The organism is Hoeflea sp. IMCC20628, assembly GCF_001011155.1.
GTDB lineage: Bacteria > Pseudomonadota > Alphaproteobacteria > Rhizobiales > Rhizobiaceae > Hoeflea.
Map to the genome: position 1 here is coordinate 2,415,321 of NZ_CP011479.1, position 20,055 is coordinate 2,435,375.

The window sequence follows — 20,055 nt, forward strand, 5'->3', positions numbered from 1 at the left end:
ACGTGGGAGCATCCTGAATCTTGACACCTTCTTCTTCCTTGCGCGAGCGGCTGCTATTGCCAGCCGGCGTTTTGATTGCCGGACTGCTTCTGGCGGCACTCGTCTATGCCGCACTGACCGAAGTTGGCGGAAAGAATTCCGCGGCTCTGGTCGCCGATGCATTTTTGAACGGCCGACTGTGGGTTGAAACCTGCTTCGATCTCGATTGCGCCAGTTTCAATGGCCGGACCTATGTGGTGTTTCCGCCATTCCCCGGCTTTGCCGCGATGCCGCTGGCTGCCATCGGCGGAGCATCAACTTTCGGCTTCATCCCTCTGACAATACTCTGTTTCCTGTTGTCACTGTTGATATGGATCCGTGTCTTCCGGCTGTTGGGAGTGAGGTATCCGGCATGGATCTGGCTGATTATGGCGGTCGGCTTTTCCAGCCCCCTGCTCTTTGTCACCATTCGTGGTGACGGCATTTGGTTCTTCGCCCAGTCTATCGGATTCCTGATGACCAGTCTGGCCATTCACGAGGCGTTGGCCGGGCGTCTGGTAAGCGCAGGCGTGGCTATATCCTGTGCCTTTCTGAGCCGGCAGATGAGCATCTTCTACGTACCGCTGCTTTTGATCTTTTCGCTGCGGACCGAGGCGCCGCTGTTGTCGGCAATGCCGGACAAGATCAACCGGACGATCAAACTGGGGATACCGGTGGTTGCGGCGATCGGAATTTATCTACTCTACAATCAGGCCCGCTTCGGCTCGCCGTTCGATAGCGGCTACGCCTATATCGACTATCCACCCGGCATTCTGAAAGAGCGGCTGGCCACGCATGGATTGTGGAGCCTGAGCTATTTGCCCTTCAATCTTTACCATGCGCTGGTGCAGGGATTTCACGCGCGGTTCGAGGGGCCGGGAAACATGGAGCTGGTAGGAATTGACCGTTTCGGCACCGCATTCCTGGTGGCGAGCCCATGGTTGGCGATGCTGTTTTTCACTCCGATCAACCGCCGCACCGTGTTTTCCGGGCTACTGGTGGCGGGGCTGATCACGGTGATGCTGTTTTACCACTCCAACGGCTACACCCAGTACAATGTCCAGCGCTATATGCTCGACTGGCTGCCGGCGGCACTGGTGATGCTCGCCTATGCAATTCAACGCCAGAAGTCACCGCTGTTTCCACTGACCGTGCTGTGGGGCATGGGACTGAATGCCATAACCATTGCCACCATGGCGGTTGTCCATTAGCAACAGCGCCTTGAAATAACGTATTTAAGCCACCGCACAGCTTAAACCAGTTCGACATCCAGCACGCCGGGCGCCGCCTTCAGCGCCGAGGCAATCTGTGGCGTGATCCTGTAGCGGTCCGACAGCGTCACCTCGATTTCGCGGCGGCCATCATCCTTGATCATGACAAATGACACCTGCCCCTCGCCACGGGTTTTCAGATGCGTCGATACAGAATTGAGCGGCTTTGAATCACGCATATAGACCCGCAGTGCGGACTGGCCGCGCGCCGCCCGGTCTTCCAGCGAATCGGCAGTCTGGATCCGGAGCCCGACACCTTCCGGCCGTTCCTCGGCGGTAACGGTGATGACGATCGACTTGCCGGGTTCGAGCAGGTCCCGGTAGAGCGCCAGGCCTTCGGAAAACAGCACTGCCTCATACTGACCGGAGCTGTCGGAAAAGGCGATGATGCCCATCTTGTTGCCGGTGCGGGTCTTGCGTTCCTGCTTGCTGGTAACGGTGCCTGCAAGCCTGCCGGCAGTGGCGCCGGCCTTGACCGCGAGCGAGAAATCCGCCCAGGTCTGGACTCGCATCTTGGCCAGCAATTCATTATAGGAATCAAGCGGATGGGCGGACAGGTAAAAGCCCAGCGCCTGGTATTCGCGGTGCAGCTTGTCGGCTGGCAACCAGGGCATGACAGCGGGCAACTGTATGGTTTCGGCCTCTGTCGCACCACCGCCGCCGATACCGAACATGTCGCTCTGCCCGCTGATGCGGTTTTCCTGGGCGCGCTGGGCAAAGCCCAGAATCCGGTCAAGGCCGCCACTCAAGGCAGCACGCTCCTGGCCAAAACAATCGAAGCCGCCGGCGGCGATCAGGCTTTCAAGCACCCGCCGGTTGACCTGGCGGGGATCAATGCGCGTGCAGAAATCCTCGAGTGAAGCAAAAGCTTCATCGCCGCGGACCGTCACAATATGCTCGACGGCCGCATCGCCAACGCCCTTGATGGCAGCCAGCGCATAGTAGATCCGGTTGTCGCCGGTTTCGAAATGGCGGAAGCTGGTCTGCACCGATGGCGGCACAACTTCGATGCCCAACCGCTTGGCGTCCTGACGGAAGTCATTCAGCTTGTCGGTGTTGGACATATCGAGCGTCATCGAGGCGGCGAGAAACTCGACCGGATAATGCGCCTTGAGATAGGCCGTCTGATAGGAAACGATACCGTAGGCCGCGGCATGAGACTTGTTGAAACCGTAATTGGCGAACTTGGCGAGAAGGTCAAAAATCAGATTGGCCTGCGGCTTGGACACGCCGCGTTCGACGGCGCCATCGACAAAGCGGGCGCGCTGCTTGTCCATTTCCGCCTGGATCTTCTTGCCCATGGCGCGGCGCAAAAGGTCGGCTTCGCCGAGCGAATAGCCGGCCAGAACCTGGGCGATCTGCATCACCTGTTCCTGGTAGACGATGACGCCCTGGGTTTCGGCAAGAAGACCATCGATCTTGGGATGGATCGACGCCAGTTCCTCCTCGCCATGCTTGCGCGCATTGTAGACCGGGATGTTTTCCATCGGGCCCGGACGGTAGAGCGCCACCAACGCGATGATGTCCTCGATCCGGTCGGGACGCATGCCGATCAGCGCCTTGCGCATGCCGGCCGATTCCACCTGGAATACGCCGACGGTTTCGCCGCGCGACAGCATCTCGTAGGTCGGAGTGTCATCAAGCGGCAAGGTTTCGAGATCAATGGTAATATTGCGCTTGGCGATAAAACCGACCGCAGTCTTGAGAACCGTCAGGGTCTTGAGGCCAAGAAAGTCGAATTTGACCAGGCCTGCCTGCTCCACCCATTTCATGTTGAACTGGGTGACCGGCATGTCAGAGCGCGGATCGCGGTACATCGGCACAAGCTGCGACAAGGGCCGGTCGCCAATGACGATACCCGCGGCGTGTGTCGAGGCGTGGCGGTACAGACCCTCAAGCTTTTGCGCGATGTCGAGCAAGCGGCCAACCGCCGGTTCCTTTTCGACTTCCTCAGCGAAGCGCGGCTCTTCCTCGATCGCCTTGTGCAGTGGCGTTGGAGCGGCTGGATTGTTGGGCACCAGTTTGCAGATGCGGTCGACCAGACCATAGGGCATTTCGAGCACCCGGCCGACGTCGCGCAAGGCGGCGCGCGCCTGCAGGCTTCCGAATGTTATGATCTGCCCGACCTGCTCGCGGCCGTATTTCTTCTGCACATAGCGGATCACCTCTTCACGGCGATCCTGGCAGAAATCGATGTCAAAGTCGGGCATCGATACCCGGGCGGGGTTGAGAAAGCGCTCAAACAGCAGAGAGAAGCGCAACGGATCGACGTCGGTGATGGTCAACGCGTAGGCGACCAGCGAACCAGCGCCGGAACCACGGCCAGGACCTACCGGTATGCCCTGATCCTTAGCCCACTTGATGAAGTCAGCCACGATTAGGAAGTAACCGGGAAATTTCATTGACTCGATGATGTCGAGTTCGACCTGCAACCGCTCGCGATAGTCCGTTTCGACAAATCCGTCGGCCATGCCGGTCCGGGCAAGCCGGCGCTCCAGCCCCTCGAGCGATTGCCGCCGCAATTCGGAGGCTTCGGCGGCCAGAGCTGCCTCCGGGTCATCCTCACCACCACCGGTGAACCGGGGCAGGATCGGAGCGCGGCTCTCGACAATCGCGCTGCAGCGACGGGCGATTTCCACTGAGTTTGCCAACGCTTCCGGAATGTCGGCAAACAGGCTTGTCATTTCGCTGCGGGATTTCAGGCAATTGTCGACGCTCAGACGCGGCCGCCGATCATCGGACATGACCGCATTGTGGGCAACCGCCATCAGCGCGTCATGGGCCTCGAAATCATCGGGGGTGGGAAAGAACGCCTCGTTGGTCGCAACCAGCGGCACTTCGCACTCATAGGCGAGCGCAATCATCTTGGCTTCGTGTGCCCGGTCAAATCCGCGCTGGCGCTGCAATTCGACATAGAGCCGGTCGCCGAACACGGATTTGAGTCGTTCAAGACGGTCTCTGGCCCGGTCCGGATATCCCTCGCGCAAAACCTGATCCACCGGCCCACCGGCAGCACCGGTCAGGGCAATCAGCCCTTCGGCGCCCTGTTCAAGCCATGACAGCGAAATATGCGGACGATCGCTGTTGTCTCCATCGAGATAGGCCTGGCTGACAAGCGCCACCAGCCGGTCATAGCCAGCCGCCGTCGCTGCAAACAAGACTATGTGCGGCGCCTTTTGCAGATGATCACGATGAGAACGGCGCTCCGTGTCCTGGCCATCCTCCATGTCAATATCGAGTTGGCATCCGATGAGCGGCTGAATGCCCGCTTCGATGGTCTTGACCGAAAACTCTAATGCCCCGAACAGATTGTTGGTGTCGCTGATGGCCAGCGCAGGCTGATCGTCAGCCACTGCCCGCTTGATCAGGGTCTTGATCGGCAGCGCGCCCTCAAGCAGCGAATAGGCAGAATGAACGCGCAAATGCACAAAGCCCGGCCACGCTTCCGAGCTGCGGCCTTCGATATTGGTGTCACGCTCACGCGCCTGCTGCGTACCCGCAGCCAGATTGGCCAGCACCTTGGCCGACTTGCTTTCCCGCGCCATTGAAATCCCTTGCCGATTGGCCCGAGGTCAGGCGTCCAATCGACGCGACCCAAGACTCAAACAACAATTGTGAGGACCCGGACCATAAAGTCCAGAGCGCAGGCTGTGAAATGATGACAACGCACAGCCCAATGAAGACTGATATCCCCGGCGGCGCGACCGGTCCGTGTTTCAGGCTTACAAAACGCTGCTGACGCTTACCCGGACCAATCCGGGCCGGCGAAGGATCAGGCAGGAGACCAGCGCCACTTGCGGCAAAAACACGTCGCAAGACCAGGCGCACAATGCAGCCAATGCCCACCCAGCGAACCGTGGCGCAGCCGGTGGCAAAACTATTGGATTAGAACGCCATCGCAAGGACGGCAAAGCTCGCCACAAACAGTGACATGGAAACGAAAGCGGCAAGATCGCGGGCAAATGCTGTCATGATCAACTCCTATATTCCCTGTATGTTTCTTTATAGTTCCTTGTTTGTTCTCTTGTCAAGCGCACTGCACCAGATTGTAGGGAACGCATTCCGGACCGCTATCCGCGTGCCGGCAAACTGATCAGCAGGCACAAAAAAGCCCGGGCGCTGGCGCCCGGGCTTCGTTGATTTGCTTCAGGACTGCGGCTTAGTTGCACGCATCCTTGAGGCCCTTGCCGGCCGAGAATTTCGGCACGTTGCGGGCCGGAATATCGACTTCAGCGCCGGTCTGCGGGTTGCGGCCCTTGGAGGCTTCGCGACGTGACACTGTGAAATTGCCAAAACCAATCAGGCGAACGTCGCCGCTGTTTTTGAGTTCGCCTGTGATGGTTTCAAAAACCGCCTCGACAGCCGATGTTGCGTCACCCTTGCTGAGGCCTGATTTTTCGGCCACAGCAGCCACGAGTTCATTTTTATTCATTTTAATACCTTTCCTGGCGTTTCGTCGACTCAGTTTGTTCGATGCCGTGATCCTACGCATCTCGACGCAGCAAGCAACCAAACTCCCCGCAAACCGGGGCTTTATAGAGGTTTTCTACAGACAATTTGGCCACGATCTGCGGCTTGAGTGGACAAAGAACGCATAAGGTTACCAAAAGGTTGCGAACCCGTCCGAGATTGTGCCCGTTCATACGAAACCAAACACATATGTACGAAACCGTACCGAACCGGTCGTGACCGCCATGAAACCCGCCACCGACCGATAACAGCGACAGCTCCAGATACCGCGCCGGTCAAACGCAAGCGGGCCGCACATCTCGTCGATGCGCGGCCCGGTGTCTTGTTCGCAATATGGTATTCGCGGCTCAACTGAACCCAGTCAGGCCGGCCATCTATCAGTGGGCGATGGTCGTACCGGTATCGCCCGTGTCGCCTGCATCAGATGCGATCGGAGCTTCCGGCTTGGCATCGGGATCCCAGGTGATGGCCTCGGGCATCCGGACCAGCGCGTGACGGAGCACGTCGCCCATCTTCGCCACCGGAATGATCTCCAGGCCGTTTTTGACATTGTCCGGAATCTCGGGGAGATCACGGGCGTTGTCTTCCGGAATCATCACGGTCTTGATGCCACCGCGCAGAGCCGCCAACAGCTTTTCCTTGAGGCCGCCAATCGGCAAGATACGACCGCGCAGGGTGATCTCGCCGGTCATGGCGACATCGCGGCGCACCGGAATGCCGGTCATGATCGAGACGATCGCCGTTGCCATTCCGACACCGGCCGAAGGACCGTCCTTCGGTGTGGCGCCTTCGGGCACGTGAACATGAATGTCCCGCTTGTCGAACATCGGCGGCTCGATGCCGAAATCAACCGCCCGCGAGCGTACATAGGACGCCGCCGCCGAAATCGATTCCTTCATCACATCACGCAAATTGCCGGTGACCGTCATCTTGCCCTTGCCGGGCATCATGACACCTTCGATGGTCAGCAGTTCGCCGCCAACTTCGGTCCAGGCCAAACCAGTGACCACACCAACCTGATCGTCGAACTCGGCCTCGCCGTAGCGGAAGCGCGGCACGCCGAGATAATCGGCGAGGTTTTCCTCAGTCACACTGACCTTTTTCACCCCGGTCCTGAGGATCTCGGTCACAGCCTTGCGCGAAAGCTTCATCAATTCGCGTTCGAAGTTACGCACACCGGCTTCGCGTGTGTAGGTGCGGGCAATCTGCAGCAGCGCGCCGTCGGTGATCTCGAATTCCTCGGGACGCAACGCATGGTCACGCACGGCCTTGGGAAGAAGATGCCTGCGGGCAATCTGCTGTTTCTCGTCCTCGGTGTAGCCGGCGATGCGGATCACTTCCATCCGGTCCATCAGTGGTGCTGGAATGTTGAGCGTGTTGGCCGTGGTGATGAACATCACGTTGGACAGGTCATACTCAACCTCAAGATAGTGATCCATGAACGTCGAATTCTGTTCCGGATCCAGCACCTCGAGCAATGCTGACGATGGATCGCCACGGAAATCCTGACCCATCTTGTCGATCTCGTCGAGCAAGAACAGCGGGTTGATTTTCTTGGCCTTCTTCATCGACTGGATGACCTTGCCGGGCATCGAGCCGATATAGGTGCGGCGGTGACCACGGATTTCGGCTTCGTCACGAACGCCGCCCAATGCCATACGGACATATTCGCGACCGGTGGCCTTGGCGATCGATTTGGCGAGCGAGGTCTTGCCGACGCCGGGAGGTCCGACAAGGCAGAGGATAGGGCCCTTGATCTTCGAGGACCGTGCCTGCACGGCAAGATATTCGACGATCCGCTCCTTGACCTTTTCCAGGCCGAAGTGATCTTCGTCAAGCACCTTCTCGGCGGCCTTGAGGTCAATCTTGACGCGGGACTTCTTGCCCCACGGCAGACCCAGCAGCCAATCGAGATAGTTGCGGACGACGGTGGCTTCCGCCGACATCGGGCTCATCTGCTTGAGCTTCTTGAACTCGCCGTCAGCCTTTTCGCGGGCTTCCTTGGACAGCTTGGTCTTGGTGATGCGGGCTTCCATCTCGGCCATTTCGTCGCGGCCGTCTTCGCCGTCGCCGAGTTCCTTCTGGATCGCCTTCATCTGCTCGTTGAGATAATACTCGCGCTGGGTCTTCTCCATCTGCCGCTTGACGCGGGAGCGGATGCGCTTTTCAACCTGCAACACCGAAATCTCGCCTTCCATGAAGCCGAGCGCCTTCTCCAGGCGGCCCTTCACCGAGATGGTCGACAGCATGTCCTGCTTTTCGGGAATCTTGATCGACAGATGCGAAGCCACGGTGTCGGCGAGCTTGGAATAATCGTCGATCTGGCTAGCCGCGCCGACAACCTCTGGCGAGATCTTCTTGTTGAGCTTGACGTAGTTTTCAAACTCCGAGACGACCGAACGCGACAGCGCTTCGACCTCAACCGGATCCTCTTCAGGCTCAGCGAGTTCGACGGCGCGGGCTTCGTAGTATTCTTCACGGTCGGTGTAACCGACGATTTCGGCGCGCGCACGGCCTTCGACCAGCACCTTGACGGTGCCATCGGGCAATTTCAGCAATTGCAGGACGTTGGCGATCGCGCCGATTTCATAAATGCCCGAGGGATCTGGATCGTCATCGCTGGCATTGATCTGGGTGGCAAGCATGATCTGCTTGTCGGTGCCCATGACTTCCTCAAGTGCGCGGATCGATTTTTCGCGACCGACGAACAGCGGTACGATCATATGCGGAAACACGACAATGTCGCGCAACGGAAGAACGGGATAGACACCAGCCTCTTTGGGCGAATGAGCAGAACTCACTTTTTTGTCCGGCATTTGATTTCCTTTCGTGGCCAGTCGGGCCGATTGGCAACGCGGGGTGCAGCCCCGGTTGATCCAGCGACCGCCATTCGCGCCCTTTAAGACATAAAGCCTTCTACAGTCTAATTGGAGAACCTGCGACCCGGTTTCAAGTCGAACCTATGCCGGAATTGCTCCATTTCCGATTCGGAAGCATATTAGACAACGAAAGTGGCGGGAAGCTGGAGCCTTGCCCAAACACCACTGAACAGCATTTCCAGAACTCAGCACCAAACTGAGCCCGGCGACAAACGCGAACGGGCCCCGAAGGGCCCGCTGGCAACAAGATATCGACTTGCCAACCGAGGTCGTCAGGCCGAAGCCGAGCCCTTGGTCTCGTCGCCACGCTCCGCATAGATATAGAGCGGCCGGGCGTTGCCAATGACCACGTCGTCGGAGATGACGACTTCGCGCACACCTTCGAGTGTCGGCAGTTCGAACATGGTATCGAGCAGGATTTTCTCCATGATCGAGCGCAGTCCGCGTGCACCGGTCGCACGGACGATGCCGCGCTTGGCGATTTCAACCAGAGCACTTTCGTGGAATGTGAGTTCCACATCTTCCATCTCGAACAGACGCTGATACTGCTTGACCAGCGCATTCTTCGGCTGGGTCAGGATCTGGATCAGAGCATCTTCATCAAGATCTTCAAGTGTAGCCAACACCGGCAGACGGCCGATGAATTCCGGGATCAGGCCGAACTTCACCAGATCCTCGGGCTCGAGCTCGCGCAAGACGGCGCCGACACGGCGTTCATCCTGGGCGCGGACATTAGCACCAAAGCCGATTGAGGTTTTCTCACCGCGCGCGGAGATGATCTTGTCGAGGCCGGCGAAGGCGCCGCCGCAAACGAACAGAATGTTTGTGGTGTCGACCTGCAGGAATTCCTGCTGCGGATGCTTGCGGCCGCCCTGCGGTGGCACCGAGGCAACCGTGCCTTCCATGATCTTGAGCAGCGCCTGCTGAACGCCCTCGCCCGAAACGTCGCGGGTGATCGACGGATTGTCCGACTTGCGCGAGATCTTGTCGACCTCATCGATGTAGACAATGCCGCGCTGGGCGCGTTCGACGTTGTAATCAGCGGACTGCAGCAGCTTGAGAATGATGTTTTCCACATCCTCACCGACATAACCGGCTTCGGTCAGTGTCGTGGCATCTGCCATTGTGAATGGCACATCGATGATGCGCGCCAGTGTCTGCGCCAGATAGGTCTTGCCGCAGCCGGTGGGTCCGACGAGCAGGATGTTGGACTTGGCCAGTTCCACTTCGCCCGATTTGGACGAATGGTTGAGCCGCTTGTAATGGTTGTGAACCGCTACAGAGAGAATTTTCTTGGCCTGGTGCTGGCCGATCACATACTCATCAAGCGTGGCGATGATTTCCTGAGGAGTGGGAACGCCATCACTCGCCTTGACCATCGAGGATTTGTTTTCCTCACGGATGATGTCCATGCACAATTCCACGCATTCATCACAGATGAACACTGTTGGACCGGCAATGAGTTTTCGCACTTCATGCTGGCTCTTGCCGCAGAAAGAGCAATAAAGGGTATTCTTGGTATCGCCGCCGTTGCTGCCGCTGACCTTGCTCATTTCACTTTCCTTCCCGCATTCCCGGCATCAAGCCCGGATATGTCGCACCTGACTTCCCCGACGCCGGAGCGTCAGGGCCTACAGGCAATTCGGGGTACAATCCCGGTCCTCAGGTAATCAGTCCTGAAGCCGAGGGCAACGAATCCCCGTCAATCTGACGATGCTATGCCATAGAATTTGAACATAGACTTAACGTCCATTCTAGCGCGATGCACAGGTTGCGCCACCCCAAGCCCACGAAAACGTGTTGCAGGAGTAGCGCAATGGCTGTGAAAACGCCGTTTTAGCATTCAAATGGATCCGATCCGACCGCTATGTCGGCGTTTCGATGTATTCACGCTTGTCGATAACCCTATCAATCAGGCCATAATCGAGCGCTTCGGCCGCCGTCATGAAGTGATCCCGGTCCAAAGTTTTCTCGACTGTCTCGTAATCCTTGCCGGTGTGGGTGACATAGATTTCGTTGAGCCGGCGCTTCATCTTGATGATGTCCTGAGCGTGGCGCTCGATGTCGGACGCTTGTCCCTGGAAGCCGCCGGACGGCTGATGCACCATGACGCGAGCGTTCGGCGTGGCAAAACGCATGCCCTTTTCACCAGCGCACAAAAGCAACGATCCCATTGACGCAGCCTGGCCGACGCACAAGGTCGAGACAGCAGGCCGAATGAACTGCATGGTGTCATAAATCGCCATGCCGGCTGTGACCACGCCACCGGGCGAATTGATATAGATGGCGATTTCCTTCTTCGGGTTCTCGGCTTCGAGAAACAGAAGCTGGGCGCAGACCAGTGTCGCCATGTGATCCTCGACCGGACCAGTGATGAAAATGATCCGCTCCTTGAGAAGCCGCGAAAAAATATCATAGGACCGCTCGCCGCGGTTTGTCTGTTCAACGACCATGGGCACCAGGGCCATGGCGTTATCAACTGTATTTTTCATTGCGCTTCCCTTGTCAAACGGCCCCACAAGCGCCACGGCCTGCGGGGAATCAATCTCTTTGAACCCACTACATAGAGTGTGCCCCCCCGTCGCTTCAAGATGTAAGGCTGTGAAACGGTTAGGCGACGTTGTTCCCGATTGGCGTTAAAGCGAGGTTACGGTTTTGAAATACGGGCAAATAAACACCCAAACCGCGCCTGATCATGCCGATCTACGCAGCCGATCTCTGTTTCGTTCCGGAATGCCGTCCGTGGTCAACCGGGCTTCCGTACCTCAGATTGATCTACCTCAGCACGGACTGACTTCATATCGCCGCAAGCACGCTGGCACAAAAGGAAAGGCCGAGTGAACCACCCGGCCTTCCGGCTTTTGACTGCAGACAGATTGAGATCCTCAGTCCGCTATTCCACTGTCCAGGACGAAATGGCGTCATCCAGATTTTTTGGGAGAGCCTTTTGACTGGACCTGTAAACCTTGCATGTGCCTGAGAAGTCCGCATCGGTGCATACTCTCACCTTCACCTTGCCGACAATCTCGATAGACGAAATCCGGTCGTTCCACCCAGCCGGAGAAGACGTCGCCCGATCACTGGTCTCAGCGCAGAACTTCGCGCCCTTGAATGCCGGAGATTCGTAAAAACATGCATAACTGGCTTTCATGACCGCCTGAGCCGTTGCCGTTGCAAGACCGGCTTCCGTATCGTTGTTGCGGTTGCGGTTCTGATTTCCGCTCTGGTTCTGGTTCTGGTTTTCTGCACTGTTCTGGGTCTGGTTCTGATTCTGGTTTTCTGTACTGTTCTGGTTCTGATTTCCGCTCTGGGTCTGGTTCTGGTTTTCTGCATTGTTCTGGCTCTGGTTCTGATTTTGCGCGAGAAGCAAATTGCCGTTCTCCGCCCGGGCGACCAGCACTTTGACCGCTCCGACGTGCGCTGCTTGCATCTGCCAACCGGCCATCGTGGCTGCACCTGCGGCCATTGGCTGGAGCGCCAAGACCAAGACAGCGCCCGCCTTAACAAGATTGATACTCATACCCGAACCTCCCGTTTGATGATTACCTCCATGCAACGCATGGAATACGTTCAGTATATTGCTCATCATTGGGAACCGGCATTGATCTCCGTCAACGGATCTCCACGAAGTCACTTCGAAGCTGACTTGTTCGTCCTGTAAATCGACCACAAGTGGCAGGATGCCATCAAGTCCGGATTGGCTTCTGACGAGAGAGAGGCCAAGACGATTATCTAGCCTTCATCCCGGCCTTGCCATGCTTCCCCCCGCAAGGAAGCAAGGTTTTCGCCGCCTTTGAGATCCGATTCCGAAAATCACGCTGAAGCGCCGTCTGAATATCGGGGACGTAGAGGTAGCAACACCGATCGGCATTTTCGGCCGTCTCGGGCCGTGCCGCATAAAGATCTCCCATGGACCCCGCGATTGCGCCGTATCCGGCCACGCGCACAATGCCTGACAGAGCGACAGTATCGGTTGGTGTTTACCAGGCACTTTAACGCAAGGTTTTGCTTCCCTCAGCGCCGGGACTGCGGCACACTTGCTGCCACCAAAGAACAATGACGGCCGATCAAGTGCCGCGAGCGTCATCAGGGAGAGCAACATGTCGGATTATTTGTCCATTCGCCGCGGAGCAATCGCAACAGTACTGGCCGTGTCCATGGCATCGCCGGCGTTTGCCGGCGGCAAGACCTTGGCCTGCTATCAGCAGGTCCACCAGCCAGCAGTTTACAAGACCGTGCATCAGCAAGTGGTGGTGCGGCCCGGCGGTGTGGTGCACGAAACCATTCCGGCGCGCTACGGCACGATCACCGAGCAGGTGCTGATCGAACCGGAGCGGGTGATCGCCCGCACCATCCCGGCTGTGACCAGGACAGTGCACCAGAAGGTTCTGGTCCGCGCCAAATCCGTCGGCTGGGAATGGCGCCATGTGCACGGGGTCAAAACACTTTGCAAAGTGGTGCATCCTGCGAAATACGCCACGCAAGCCCAGACCGTGGTCGTGCAGTCGGCACGCACCGTGCATGAGCGAATTCCGGCGCGTTATGGCCACCGTACCCGCACGGTGGTTGTCGAACCCGCACGCACCATCGCGCGTCAGGTGCCGCCGGTGATCAAAACGGTGGCGCGCACGGTCGAAGTTCGCCCCGCCTCTGCCGGCTGGGTGCAGGTATCGGGCAAGAAACGCTGCAATTAAGCCCGACAATCAGGCTATCTGGCACCGCAAAGCCGCTCCCTCGACCGGAGCGGTTTTTTATACAATTTATCCCCGGGAAATCGGAGGCTGTCCCAAAGCATTGGATTTCGTTGCAGTTCAATCCGCGCTAAGCCTCGGCAATGACCTCGCACCAGCTTTTCATTTCGCAAGATCCCCGTGAGCCTGACTTCGTTCAAAACCCGTACCGGTTCTACGCAGACATGCACCGCACTTCTCCGGTTTTCTACTGGGAAGAATATTCCATGTGGTGCGTGGCGGGCTATGATCTGGCCAATCGCCTGCTGCGCGACCGGCGGCTGGGCCGGGAAAACCGCTGGGGCGCACCGCTGAACCCGGTCGAGGGTCGCCAGCATCTTGCCGATTTTGACCGGATCGAAAGCGGTTCGCTGCTCGAACGCGAACCACCTGCGCACTCGCGGCTCAGAACCTTGGTCAACCGCGCCTTTGTCTCGCGTTCGGTGGAACGGTTAAGGCCGCGCATTCACGCGCTGGCACAGGAGTTGATTGATGCCCTGCCCGCTGGCCAAGCCTTCGATTTGCTGCCGTATTTTGCCACACCCATTCCGCTCACGGTAATTTGTGAATTGCTCGGTGTTCCCGTGGCTCGCGCCAATGACCTGCTCGGCTGGTCGCATGCCATGTGCGAGATGTATGTGCCGCAGCGCTCCCGCGAAACTGAAAAAAGGGCCAACCGTGCCTCGGCAGATTTCGGCGCGTTTCTGACGGCGCATATCGAAGAGCACAGACACACCAATGCCGATGATCTGTTGTCGGCGCTGATTGCGGTGCGCGATACCGGTGAAAAGCTCAGCGATGACGAACTGATCTCCACCTGCGTGCTGCTGCTCAATGCCGGGCACGAGGCCACCGTGCACCAGACAGGAAACGCGGTGAAAACCATTCTCGATCAGGGCGGCGATCCGCGCCGGTTCTTCGAGACTCCAGCAGCATCGGCAGCCACGGTCGAAGAAGCATTGAGGTTTGACGCGCCGCTGCACATGTTTACCCGCTATGCCTATGAGGAGATCGATCTCGGCCCGGTGACGCTGAAGCCGGGCGAACAGGTGGCGTTGCTGCTGGGTGCAGCCAATCGTGATCCGTCCGCGTTCGAGGCGCCGGACCAATTCCGACCTGGAAGGGCTGACCAGAAAAATGTCAGTTTTGGCGCCGGTCTGCATTTTTGTATCGGGGCGCCGCTGGCGCGGCTTGAACTGCAGGAATCGCTTGCGGTGCTGTTTTCGCGGTTGCCCGACCTCAAGCTCACCCAACCGCCGCGCTATCGCGACAGCTACCATTTTCACGGGCTGGAAAGCCTGCTGGCCCGCTCATAGCTAGAGCCGGATGACGTAGTCCTTACGAGTCGTTTCAATCACTTGCCAGCTTCCCTTGAAGCCAGGCAGCAAGATAAAACTGTCGCCTGCCTTCACAGTGACTGCCTCGCCGCCATCCTCCGAAATTACCGAGATGCCTTCGAGAATGTGGCAATACTCCCACTCGTCGTAGGAGATCCGCCATGTGCCCGGCGTCGACTGCCAGATGCCGCAGTAAAGACCGTCGCGCTCCTCTAGGTTCCAGGTGGTGTGAACCGGATCGCCTGCGAGCACTTTTTCCGGCTCGGGCCTCGAGACTTCGGGCTCGACGGAAGGGCTGACTCGGATGAAATTTGGTGTGGCCATGGTAGCTCGCAATTGCTGAAACATTCCCTACAATGCCTCAATGCCTCAATGCCTGCTCGCAAAGCAATTGAAAGCTCACCTATAGAAGGTCTGACCAGACGTGAACGGCATACAGATCAACAGACCTGTGTGCCGCATTCGCTGATGGTGTATTTCTCTTCAGGTTCGGTCAGAGAGCCATCGAACTGACGACCATCGGCGCACTGGGCACGGGCTTCAAAAGTCAGCCGTCCGGCCAACTCGCCTTCCTTCATGTTGAGAAAGTAGTCGACTGCGCAATCCTTCTCGATGGCGAGTTGCTCTGACAGCTGATCGAGCCAGGCTGGATTGGCCGATTGCGCTTGGGCCAGCGGTGTCAGCGCCAGGGTCAAGGCGGCGGCATTCATGAGAACAGACACATTGAATCGCGGCATGCAGGCCTCCACTGATTGGGTTCAGTTCAAGTCTAGCGCGTTCCGGAATGTTTGGGATTGTTGCAGATCAAACGGCCCGGCATTGTTTGCCGGGCCGTTCTTCGTTCAGCGGATCTGCATCAAGCCTTGGCAAGCGCCTGCTCGAGATCGGCAATGATGTCCTTGACGTCTTCGATACCAATCGACAAACGCACCACGTCCGGGCCGGCGCCTGCCGCGGTCTGCTGCTCGGGAGTCAACTGGGCGTGGGTGGTCGAGGCCGGATGGATCACCAGCGAGCGGGTGTCGCCGATATTGGCCAGATGCGAGAACATCTCCAGACCATCGACAAGCTTGACGCCTGAATCATAACCGCCCTTGAGGCCGAAGGTGAAAACCGCGCCGCCGCCCTTGGGCGAATAGCGCTGCTGGAGTGCGTGGTTGTCGTGGCCAGGCAGGCCGGCATAATGCACCCAGGCGACCTTGTCGTGCTTGGACAGCCATTCGGCGACAGCCAGCGCGTTGTCGCAATGGCGCTGCATGCGCAGCGGCAGCGTTTCGGCGCCGGTCAGGATCATGAAGGCGTTGAACGGCGAGATTGCCGGGCCGAGATCCCGCAGGCCGATCACGCGGCAAGCAATGGCAAAGGCAAAATTGCCAAAGCTCTCGTGCAGCACGATGCCGCCATATTCTGATCGCGGCTCCGACAGGGTCGGGTATTTGCCGGATTTCGACCAATCAAACGATCCGCCGTCAACAATCACGCCGCCCATGGAATTGCCGTGACCGCCAATGAATTTGGTCAGCGAGTGGAGAACGATGTCGGCGCCATGTTCGATCGGCTGGATCAGATAGGGCGAGGCCATGGTGTTGTCGACGATCAGCGGCAATCCATGCTTGTGCGCCACTTCGGCGATGGCATTGATGTCGACGAATGTGCCGCCCGGATTGGCCAGGCTTTCGACGAAGATCGCCTTGGTGCGCTCATCAATCTGGCTTTCAATGCTCGCCATATCGGCCGGATCGGCCCAGCGCACATTCCAGTCAAACGATTTGAAGGATTTGCCGAACTGGTTGATCGAGCCACCGTAGAGCTGGTTGGCGGCAACAAAATTGTCGCCCGGGCTCATGATGGTGTGGAACACGATCAATTGTGCTGCATGGCCGGAGGCCACAGCGAGCGCCGCGGTGCCGCCTTCGAGCGCCGCAACCCGCTCCTCGAGCACAGCCTGGGTCGGGTTCATGATGCGGGTGTAGATGTTGCCGAAGGCCTTCAACCCGAACAGCGAGGCTGCATGATCGGCGTCATCAAAAACGAAGGCGGTGGTCTGGTAGATCGGCGTGGCGCGCGCGCCCGTCGCAGGATCCGGCTGGGCTCCCGCGTGAATGGCAAGCGTGTTAAAACCTGGTTGATTGTTCGACATGGACTTCTCCCCTTGTGCCCGACAAATAGTCTGGAAGGGGTTATCCCGCATGTGCGGGCCGCGGTCAAAGCAGAATTTTTCGCTGCCGCAGGTTGTGTGAGGATGGATTTGCTGGAGGACCAAAGCCGTGGCGCGCCGCAATGATGCAGATTCGAATTGCGCCAGACACCATACCGGCTGCCTTTGCGAATATCGGACTGCCTTTTCGACACCGGGTTTTACATGACGGAATTCCGTATCAGGCGGCTATGGACTGGCGCCAGAGGGATATGATCTGCTCGGACAGGGTCATCGGGTCGAATGGCTTTGATATGACACCTATCGCCCCAAGCTTGCGATAGGATTCCTTTTCATGCGTCTGCACCTTGGCTGTCATGAAGATCACGGGAATCTCCTTCGCCCGTGGCATCTGCTGCAGCTGCTCCAGCGTTTCCGGTCCGCTCATTCTCGGCATCATCACGTCCATCAAGATCAGTTGCGGCGCGAATTCAACAACCGCGTCAAGCGCCTTCTGGCCACCGTCGCAATGAATAACGGTGAAACCGCCAAGCTCTTCAAGCGCCATCAGCACGACCTGTGCGATGCTGTCATCATCCTCGACGTACAAAATCCTTGTCAGTGTCTCGGTCATTGCCTAGGCCCTCATCTTTCTTGCCGGACAGGCCGGCAGAGTGAAAGTGAAAGTTGATCCTACACCCTCCTCGCTTTCGAAGGTCACCGTGCCATCAAATGCTTCGATGATTTTCTTGGTGATATTCAGTCCAAGTCCGCTGCCGCCCTTGATCCGGGTTGCCGAGCCATCCGCCTGGGCAAATTTGCCGAATATCTTGCTGCGAAAGGCTTCCGGAATGCCGGAGCCGCAATCACACACCGACACTTCCACATTGGAATTTGAATTCACGGAGACTCTGACTTCGACCTTGTCGCCGTATTCGGAGAATTTTGCCGCATTCGACAACAGGTTGACCAGCGCCTGGTCGAACCTGTCCTGATCGAGATTGACATAGGCTTCCGTCACGTCGAAACGCAGTCCAAATTCGACACCATATTTTTCGGCAAATGATTGCTGTCTCTCGACGACTTCGGCGACAAGGTGGCAGACTTCGACCACTTCCAACTGGTAGTCGAGCTTGCCGGCGGCAATCTTTTCCATGTCGAGGATGTCGTTGACGAGACGGGACAGACGCAAACAGCTGTCATAGGAAAGTCGAAGCAGCTTCTGGCTTTTTGTGTCGGCATTGTTGCCGGACAAGGCCATCAGCAGACCGAGTGAACCCTGAATTGCTGTCAGCGGCGTGCGCAGTTCGTGATTGACGGTGGAAATGAACTCGTCCTTCATAATGTCCATTCGCTTGCGCTCGGAGATATCACGAACAATGCTGCTGTAGATTATCCGATCACCGATGTTCACTTCACTCACAGAGAGATCGAGCGGAACTTCACTGGCATCTTTTCGGCTGCCTTCGACTTCACGCTCCCCCAGCCCCTGATCCTGTTCCAGAGTGCCTTGATGCGCGCCGAGATAAGGGGCAGGCATCAGCATCGTCACATTGCGGCCGATCACTTCATTGGCCTTGTAGCCAAAAATGCCCTCACAGGCCCGGTTGAAGGTTTCCACCGTTCCCTGGGCGTCGGTGGTAAACAGCCCGTCCACGGTGTTGTCGACAATGGCAGTCAGTTTGGCTTCCTTGGTCGCCAGTGCCCGTGTCTTCTGATCAAACGCGCGCGCCAGTTCGCCAATCTCGTCGCCGCGTTCCAGAGGCAGGTTTTCCAGTTTCTTGTGGCCGCTCGAATGTTTGATTTCGGCGGTCAACCGATTGAGTGGCGCGGTAAAACTGCGCGCCATAACCAGTGATGCCGCAAAACAGCACAGTACCAGCACCCCGCCCCAGACCAGGCTGTCCCTGCGCGCTTGGAAAGCCGAGCTCATCAACTCGGCATAAGGCACCCGCACAACCACGCCCAGAAAGGCGTCAGGGTTGTCCGGATCGATGTTCAGCCGCACGAAATAGGAAACGTCAGAATCCGAAACGAAGGCTTCTTCATCCAGTCTGGTTTTCAATATCTGATCGACAAACAGCGGAGGAGGCGCCGAATAGTTGTCGCGAAATTCAAAGCGTCCAATTGCACCGTCTCCGGTATACTCCATGTAATCTCCGGAATTGTTCAAAACAAACGTGTTGTCCTTCGGAGAAATCTCGACAAAAGCCCTCCGCAACATCTCCGAATAATCGGCATTGATAACGATCATCCCGAAGATCGTGCCGCTTTCATCGAAGATTGGCATCACCACGCGAACAGTGGGCACCAGCGCACTGTCCAGCGCACCGCGCTCCCTGTTGTAGGTAACTTCCGAAAAATGGACGCCGTTCCGCGGAGTTGCGAGGCCAGCCTGAAAATACGGCTCCTCGGCTTTCTGCTGCAGGGCTGCATCGGCTACAATTTCAATGCCAGACGCCAGACGATTGGTCCGCACAAGTTCACGCCCTTGATCTTTCAATCCAATATAGCGGAGTTGAACGTAATCTGGCCTTGCTGCCATCATCGAGGCAAATGTGGTGCCAAGCCATTGCTGCCAGACCTTGGTGCTCGCTCCGTCCAGTGGATCAACACCACCGTTCATGGTGCTGCGCGCGATCCCCTGAATCGGCGGCGTCTGCGACAGCACCTGAACGTCACTTTTCATCTGATCATAGGAAAATCTGAACCGTTGCGCCATCAGACGGGTCTCGCCGGCCAATGTCTCCACCGACGCGTCAAGAACAATGGCTTCAATACGGTAGTAATTTATGCCACCGACCAGCAGCGCACTCAGCAAGGCACACGCGCAAGCCAGCATGACGATCTTGTTCTTCAGAGAGACGACGGCAGGCTGCCAGATTCGTCTGGCCCACTTTGACACGTTGAGTCCGGCTGCCGCGTGCTTGTTCATCTGTCAGTCTCCACGATTGCGCCGACCCATGCTCAAGCATGAAAACAGACACATTGAACGCCTGTCCCGAAACATCATCTTCGGATCAAACACTCTGCGAAAAACGTGAAGTAACCGGTTATTTCCCGCCCTGAATTATTGCGCAAATTCCAATGAAAACTCAGGGTCGGCATTCAATACAGACGACGGGTCCATGACTTTATACTCAACGAAAAGCCATCGAACAGGGGCCGGCACAGGGCTCGGGCTTTTGGCGAACATATCTTCGTCAGGAACCA

14 protein-coding genes are annotated in these 20,055 nt (G+C 57.6%); 3 read left to right on the forward strand and 11 right to left on the reverse strand.

The window, feature by feature from the left end; all coding sequences use genetic code 11:
- The first annotated feature begins 20 nt into the window (after nucleotides 1-20).
- Nucleotides 21-1,229, forward strand: a complete 1,209-nt coding sequence (locus IMCC20628_RS11465; RefSeq protein WP_156174487.1) for a hypothetical protein — start codon at nucleotides 21-23, stop codon at nucleotides 1,227-1,229.
- Between the two features lie 41 nt (nucleotides 1,230-1,270).
- Here the strand turns inward: IMCC20628_RS11465 and dnaE are convergent, their stop codons facing one another.
- The 6 genes from dnaE to IMCC20628_RS25120 form a co-directional block, all read right to left on the reverse strand.
- Nucleotides 1,271-4,834 carry a DNA polymerase III subunit alpha gene (gene dnaE / locus IMCC20628_RS11470; RefSeq protein ID WP_082128107.1) on the reverse strand — a complete coding sequence of 1,188 codons (3,564 nt, stop codon included), beginning with the start codon at nucleotides 4,832-4,834 and terminating at the stop codon, nucleotides 1,271-1,273.
- Nucleotides 4,835-5,448: 614 nt separating this feature from the next.
- On the reverse strand, nucleotides 5,449-5,721 hold the full coding sequence (gene hupB, locus IMCC20628_RS11475; RefSeq protein WP_047030333.1) for a DNA-binding protein HupB: 273 nt from the start codon (nucleotides 5,719-5,721) through the stop codon (nucleotides 5,449-5,451).
- Nucleotides 5,722-6,136: 415 nt separating this feature from the next.
- Nucleotides 6,137-8,575 carry an endopeptidase La gene (lon, locus tag IMCC20628_RS11480; RefSeq protein WP_156174488.1) on the reverse strand — a complete coding sequence of 813 codons (2,439 nt, stop codon included), beginning with the start codon at nucleotides 8,573-8,575 and terminating at the stop codon, nucleotides 6,137-6,139.
- A gap of 335 nt (nucleotides 8,576-8,910) precedes the next feature.
- Nucleotides 8,911-10,191, reverse strand: a complete 1,281-nt coding sequence (gene clpX / locus IMCC20628_RS11485) for an ATP-dependent Clp protease ATP-binding subunit ClpX (RefSeq protein WP_047030334.1) — start codon at nucleotides 10,189-10,191, stop codon at nucleotides 8,911-8,913.
- A 312-nt stretch (nucleotides 10,192-10,503) separates the two neighbouring features.
- Entirely contained in the window at nucleotides 10,504-11,130 is a 627-nt protein-coding gene (clpP, locus tag IMCC20628_RS11490) for an ATP-dependent Clp endopeptidase proteolytic subunit ClpP (protein WP_047030335.1), read from the reverse strand.
- Nucleotides 11,131-11,531: 401 nt separating this feature from the next.
- Nucleotides 11,532-12,158 carry a peptidase inhibitor family I36 protein gene (locus IMCC20628_RS25120; protein ID WP_052766397.1) on the reverse strand — a complete coding sequence of 209 codons (627 nt, stop codon included), beginning with the start codon at nucleotides 12,156-12,158 and terminating at the stop codon, nucleotides 11,532-11,534.
- A 580-nt stretch (nucleotides 12,159-12,738) separates the two neighbouring features.
- Between IMCC20628_RS25120 and IMCC20628_RS11505 the strand changes: the two genes are divergently transcribed.
- Together IMCC20628_RS11505 and IMCC20628_RS11510 are read left to right on the forward strand one after the other, a co-directional pair.
- Entirely contained in the window at nucleotides 12,739-13,332 is a 594-nt protein-coding gene (locus tag IMCC20628_RS11505) for a hypothetical protein (RefSeq protein ID WP_047030337.1), read from the forward strand.
- Nucleotides 13,333-13,472: 140 nt separating this feature from the next.
- Complete coding sequence (locus IMCC20628_RS11510; protein ID WP_047030338.1) at nucleotides 13,473-14,684, forward strand: cytochrome P450; 1,212 nt, start codon at nucleotides 13,473-13,475, stop codon at nucleotides 14,682-14,684.
- On the opposite strand, the gene IMCC20628_RS11515 is transcribed toward IMCC20628_RS11510, so the two are convergent.
- From IMCC20628_RS11515 to IMCC20628_RS11535, 5 genes are all read right to left on the reverse strand, one after another.
- Nucleotides 14,685-15,029 carry a cupin domain-containing protein gene (locus IMCC20628_RS11515; protein WP_047032487.1) on the reverse strand — a complete coding sequence of 115 codons (345 nt, stop codon included), beginning with the start codon at nucleotides 15,027-15,029 and terminating at the stop codon, nucleotides 14,685-14,687.
- A 116-nt stretch (nucleotides 15,030-15,145) separates the two neighbouring features.
- Nucleotides 15,146-15,442, reverse strand: coding sequence for a hypothetical protein (locus IMCC20628_RS11520; protein WP_047030339.1), 297 nt, complete (start codon nucleotides 15,440-15,442; stop codon nucleotides 15,146-15,148).
- Nucleotides 15,443-15,561: 119 nt separating this feature from the next.
- A complete protein-coding gene (locus tag IMCC20628_RS11525) occupies nucleotides 15,562-16,845 on the reverse strand; it encodes an O-acetylhomoserine aminocarboxypropyltransferase (protein WP_047030340.1) in 1,284 nt (427 codons plus the stop codon).
- 238 nt (nucleotides 16,846-17,083) lie between these two features.
- Nucleotides 17,084-17,476: a response regulator gene (locus IMCC20628_RS11530; protein ID WP_047030341.1), complete on the reverse strand. Its 393-nt coding sequence runs from the start codon at nucleotides 17,474-17,476 to the stop codon at nucleotides 17,084-17,086.
- A gap of 3 nt (nucleotides 17,477-17,479) precedes the next feature.
- Nucleotides 17,480-19,777 (reverse strand): ATP-binding protein, encoded by a 2,298-nt coding sequence (locus IMCC20628_RS11535; RefSeq protein ID WP_047030342.1) that lies wholly within the window; start codon nucleotides 19,775-19,777, stop codon nucleotides 17,480-17,482.
- Between the last annotated feature and the right edge of the window lie 278 nt (nucleotides 19,778-20,055).

Coding starts and splice junctions, on each gene's coding strand:
- dnaE (WP_082128107.1), bottom strand. CDS start 4,834: ATGGCGCGGGAAAGCAAGTCGGCCAAGGTGCTGGCCAATCTGGCTGCG.
- IMCC20628_RS11525 (WP_047030340.1), bottom strand. CDS start 16,845: ATGTCGAACAATCAACCAGGTTTTAACACGCTTGCCATTCACGCGGGA.
- lon (WP_156174488.1), bottom strand. CDS start 8,575: ATGCCGGACAAAAAAGTGAGTTCTGCTCATTCGCCCAAAGAGGCTGGT.
- clpX (WP_047030334.1), bottom strand. CDS start 10,191: ATGAGCAAGGTCAGCGGCAGCAACGGCGGCGATACCAAGAATACCCTT.
- hupB (WP_047030333.1), bottom strand. CDS start 5,721: ATGAATAAAAATGAACTCGTGGCTGCTGTGGCCGAAAAATCAGGCCTC.
- IMCC20628_RS11535 (WP_047030342.1), bottom strand. CDS start 19,777: ATGAACAAGCACGCGGCAGCCGGACTCAACGTGTCAAAGTGGGCCAGA.
- IMCC20628_RS25120 (WP_052766397.1), bottom strand. CDS start 12,158: ATGAGTATCAATCTTGTTAAGGCGGGCGCTGTCTTGGTCTTGGCGCTC.
- IMCC20628_RS11520 (WP_047030339.1), bottom strand. CDS start 15,442: ATGCCGCGATTCAATGTGTCTGTTCTCATGAATGCCGCCGCCTTGACC.
- IMCC20628_RS11515 (WP_047032487.1), bottom strand. CDS start 15,029: ATGGCCACACCAAATTTCATCCGAGTCAGCCCTTCCGTCGAGCCCGAA.
- IMCC20628_RS11530 (WP_047030341.1), bottom strand. CDS start 17,476: ATGACCGAGACACTGACAAGGATTTTGTACGTCGAGGATGATGACAGC.
- IMCC20628_RS11510 (WP_047030338.1), top strand. CDS start 13,473: ATGACCTCGCACCAGCTTTTCATTTCGCAAGATCCCCGTGAGCCTGAC.
- clpP (WP_047030335.1), bottom strand. CDS start 11,130: ATGAAAAATACAGTTGATAACGCCATGGCCCTGGTGCCCATGGTCGTT.
- IMCC20628_RS11505 (WP_047030337.1), top strand. CDS start 12,739: ATGTCGGATTATTTGTCCATTCGCCGCGGAGCAATCGCAACAGTACTG.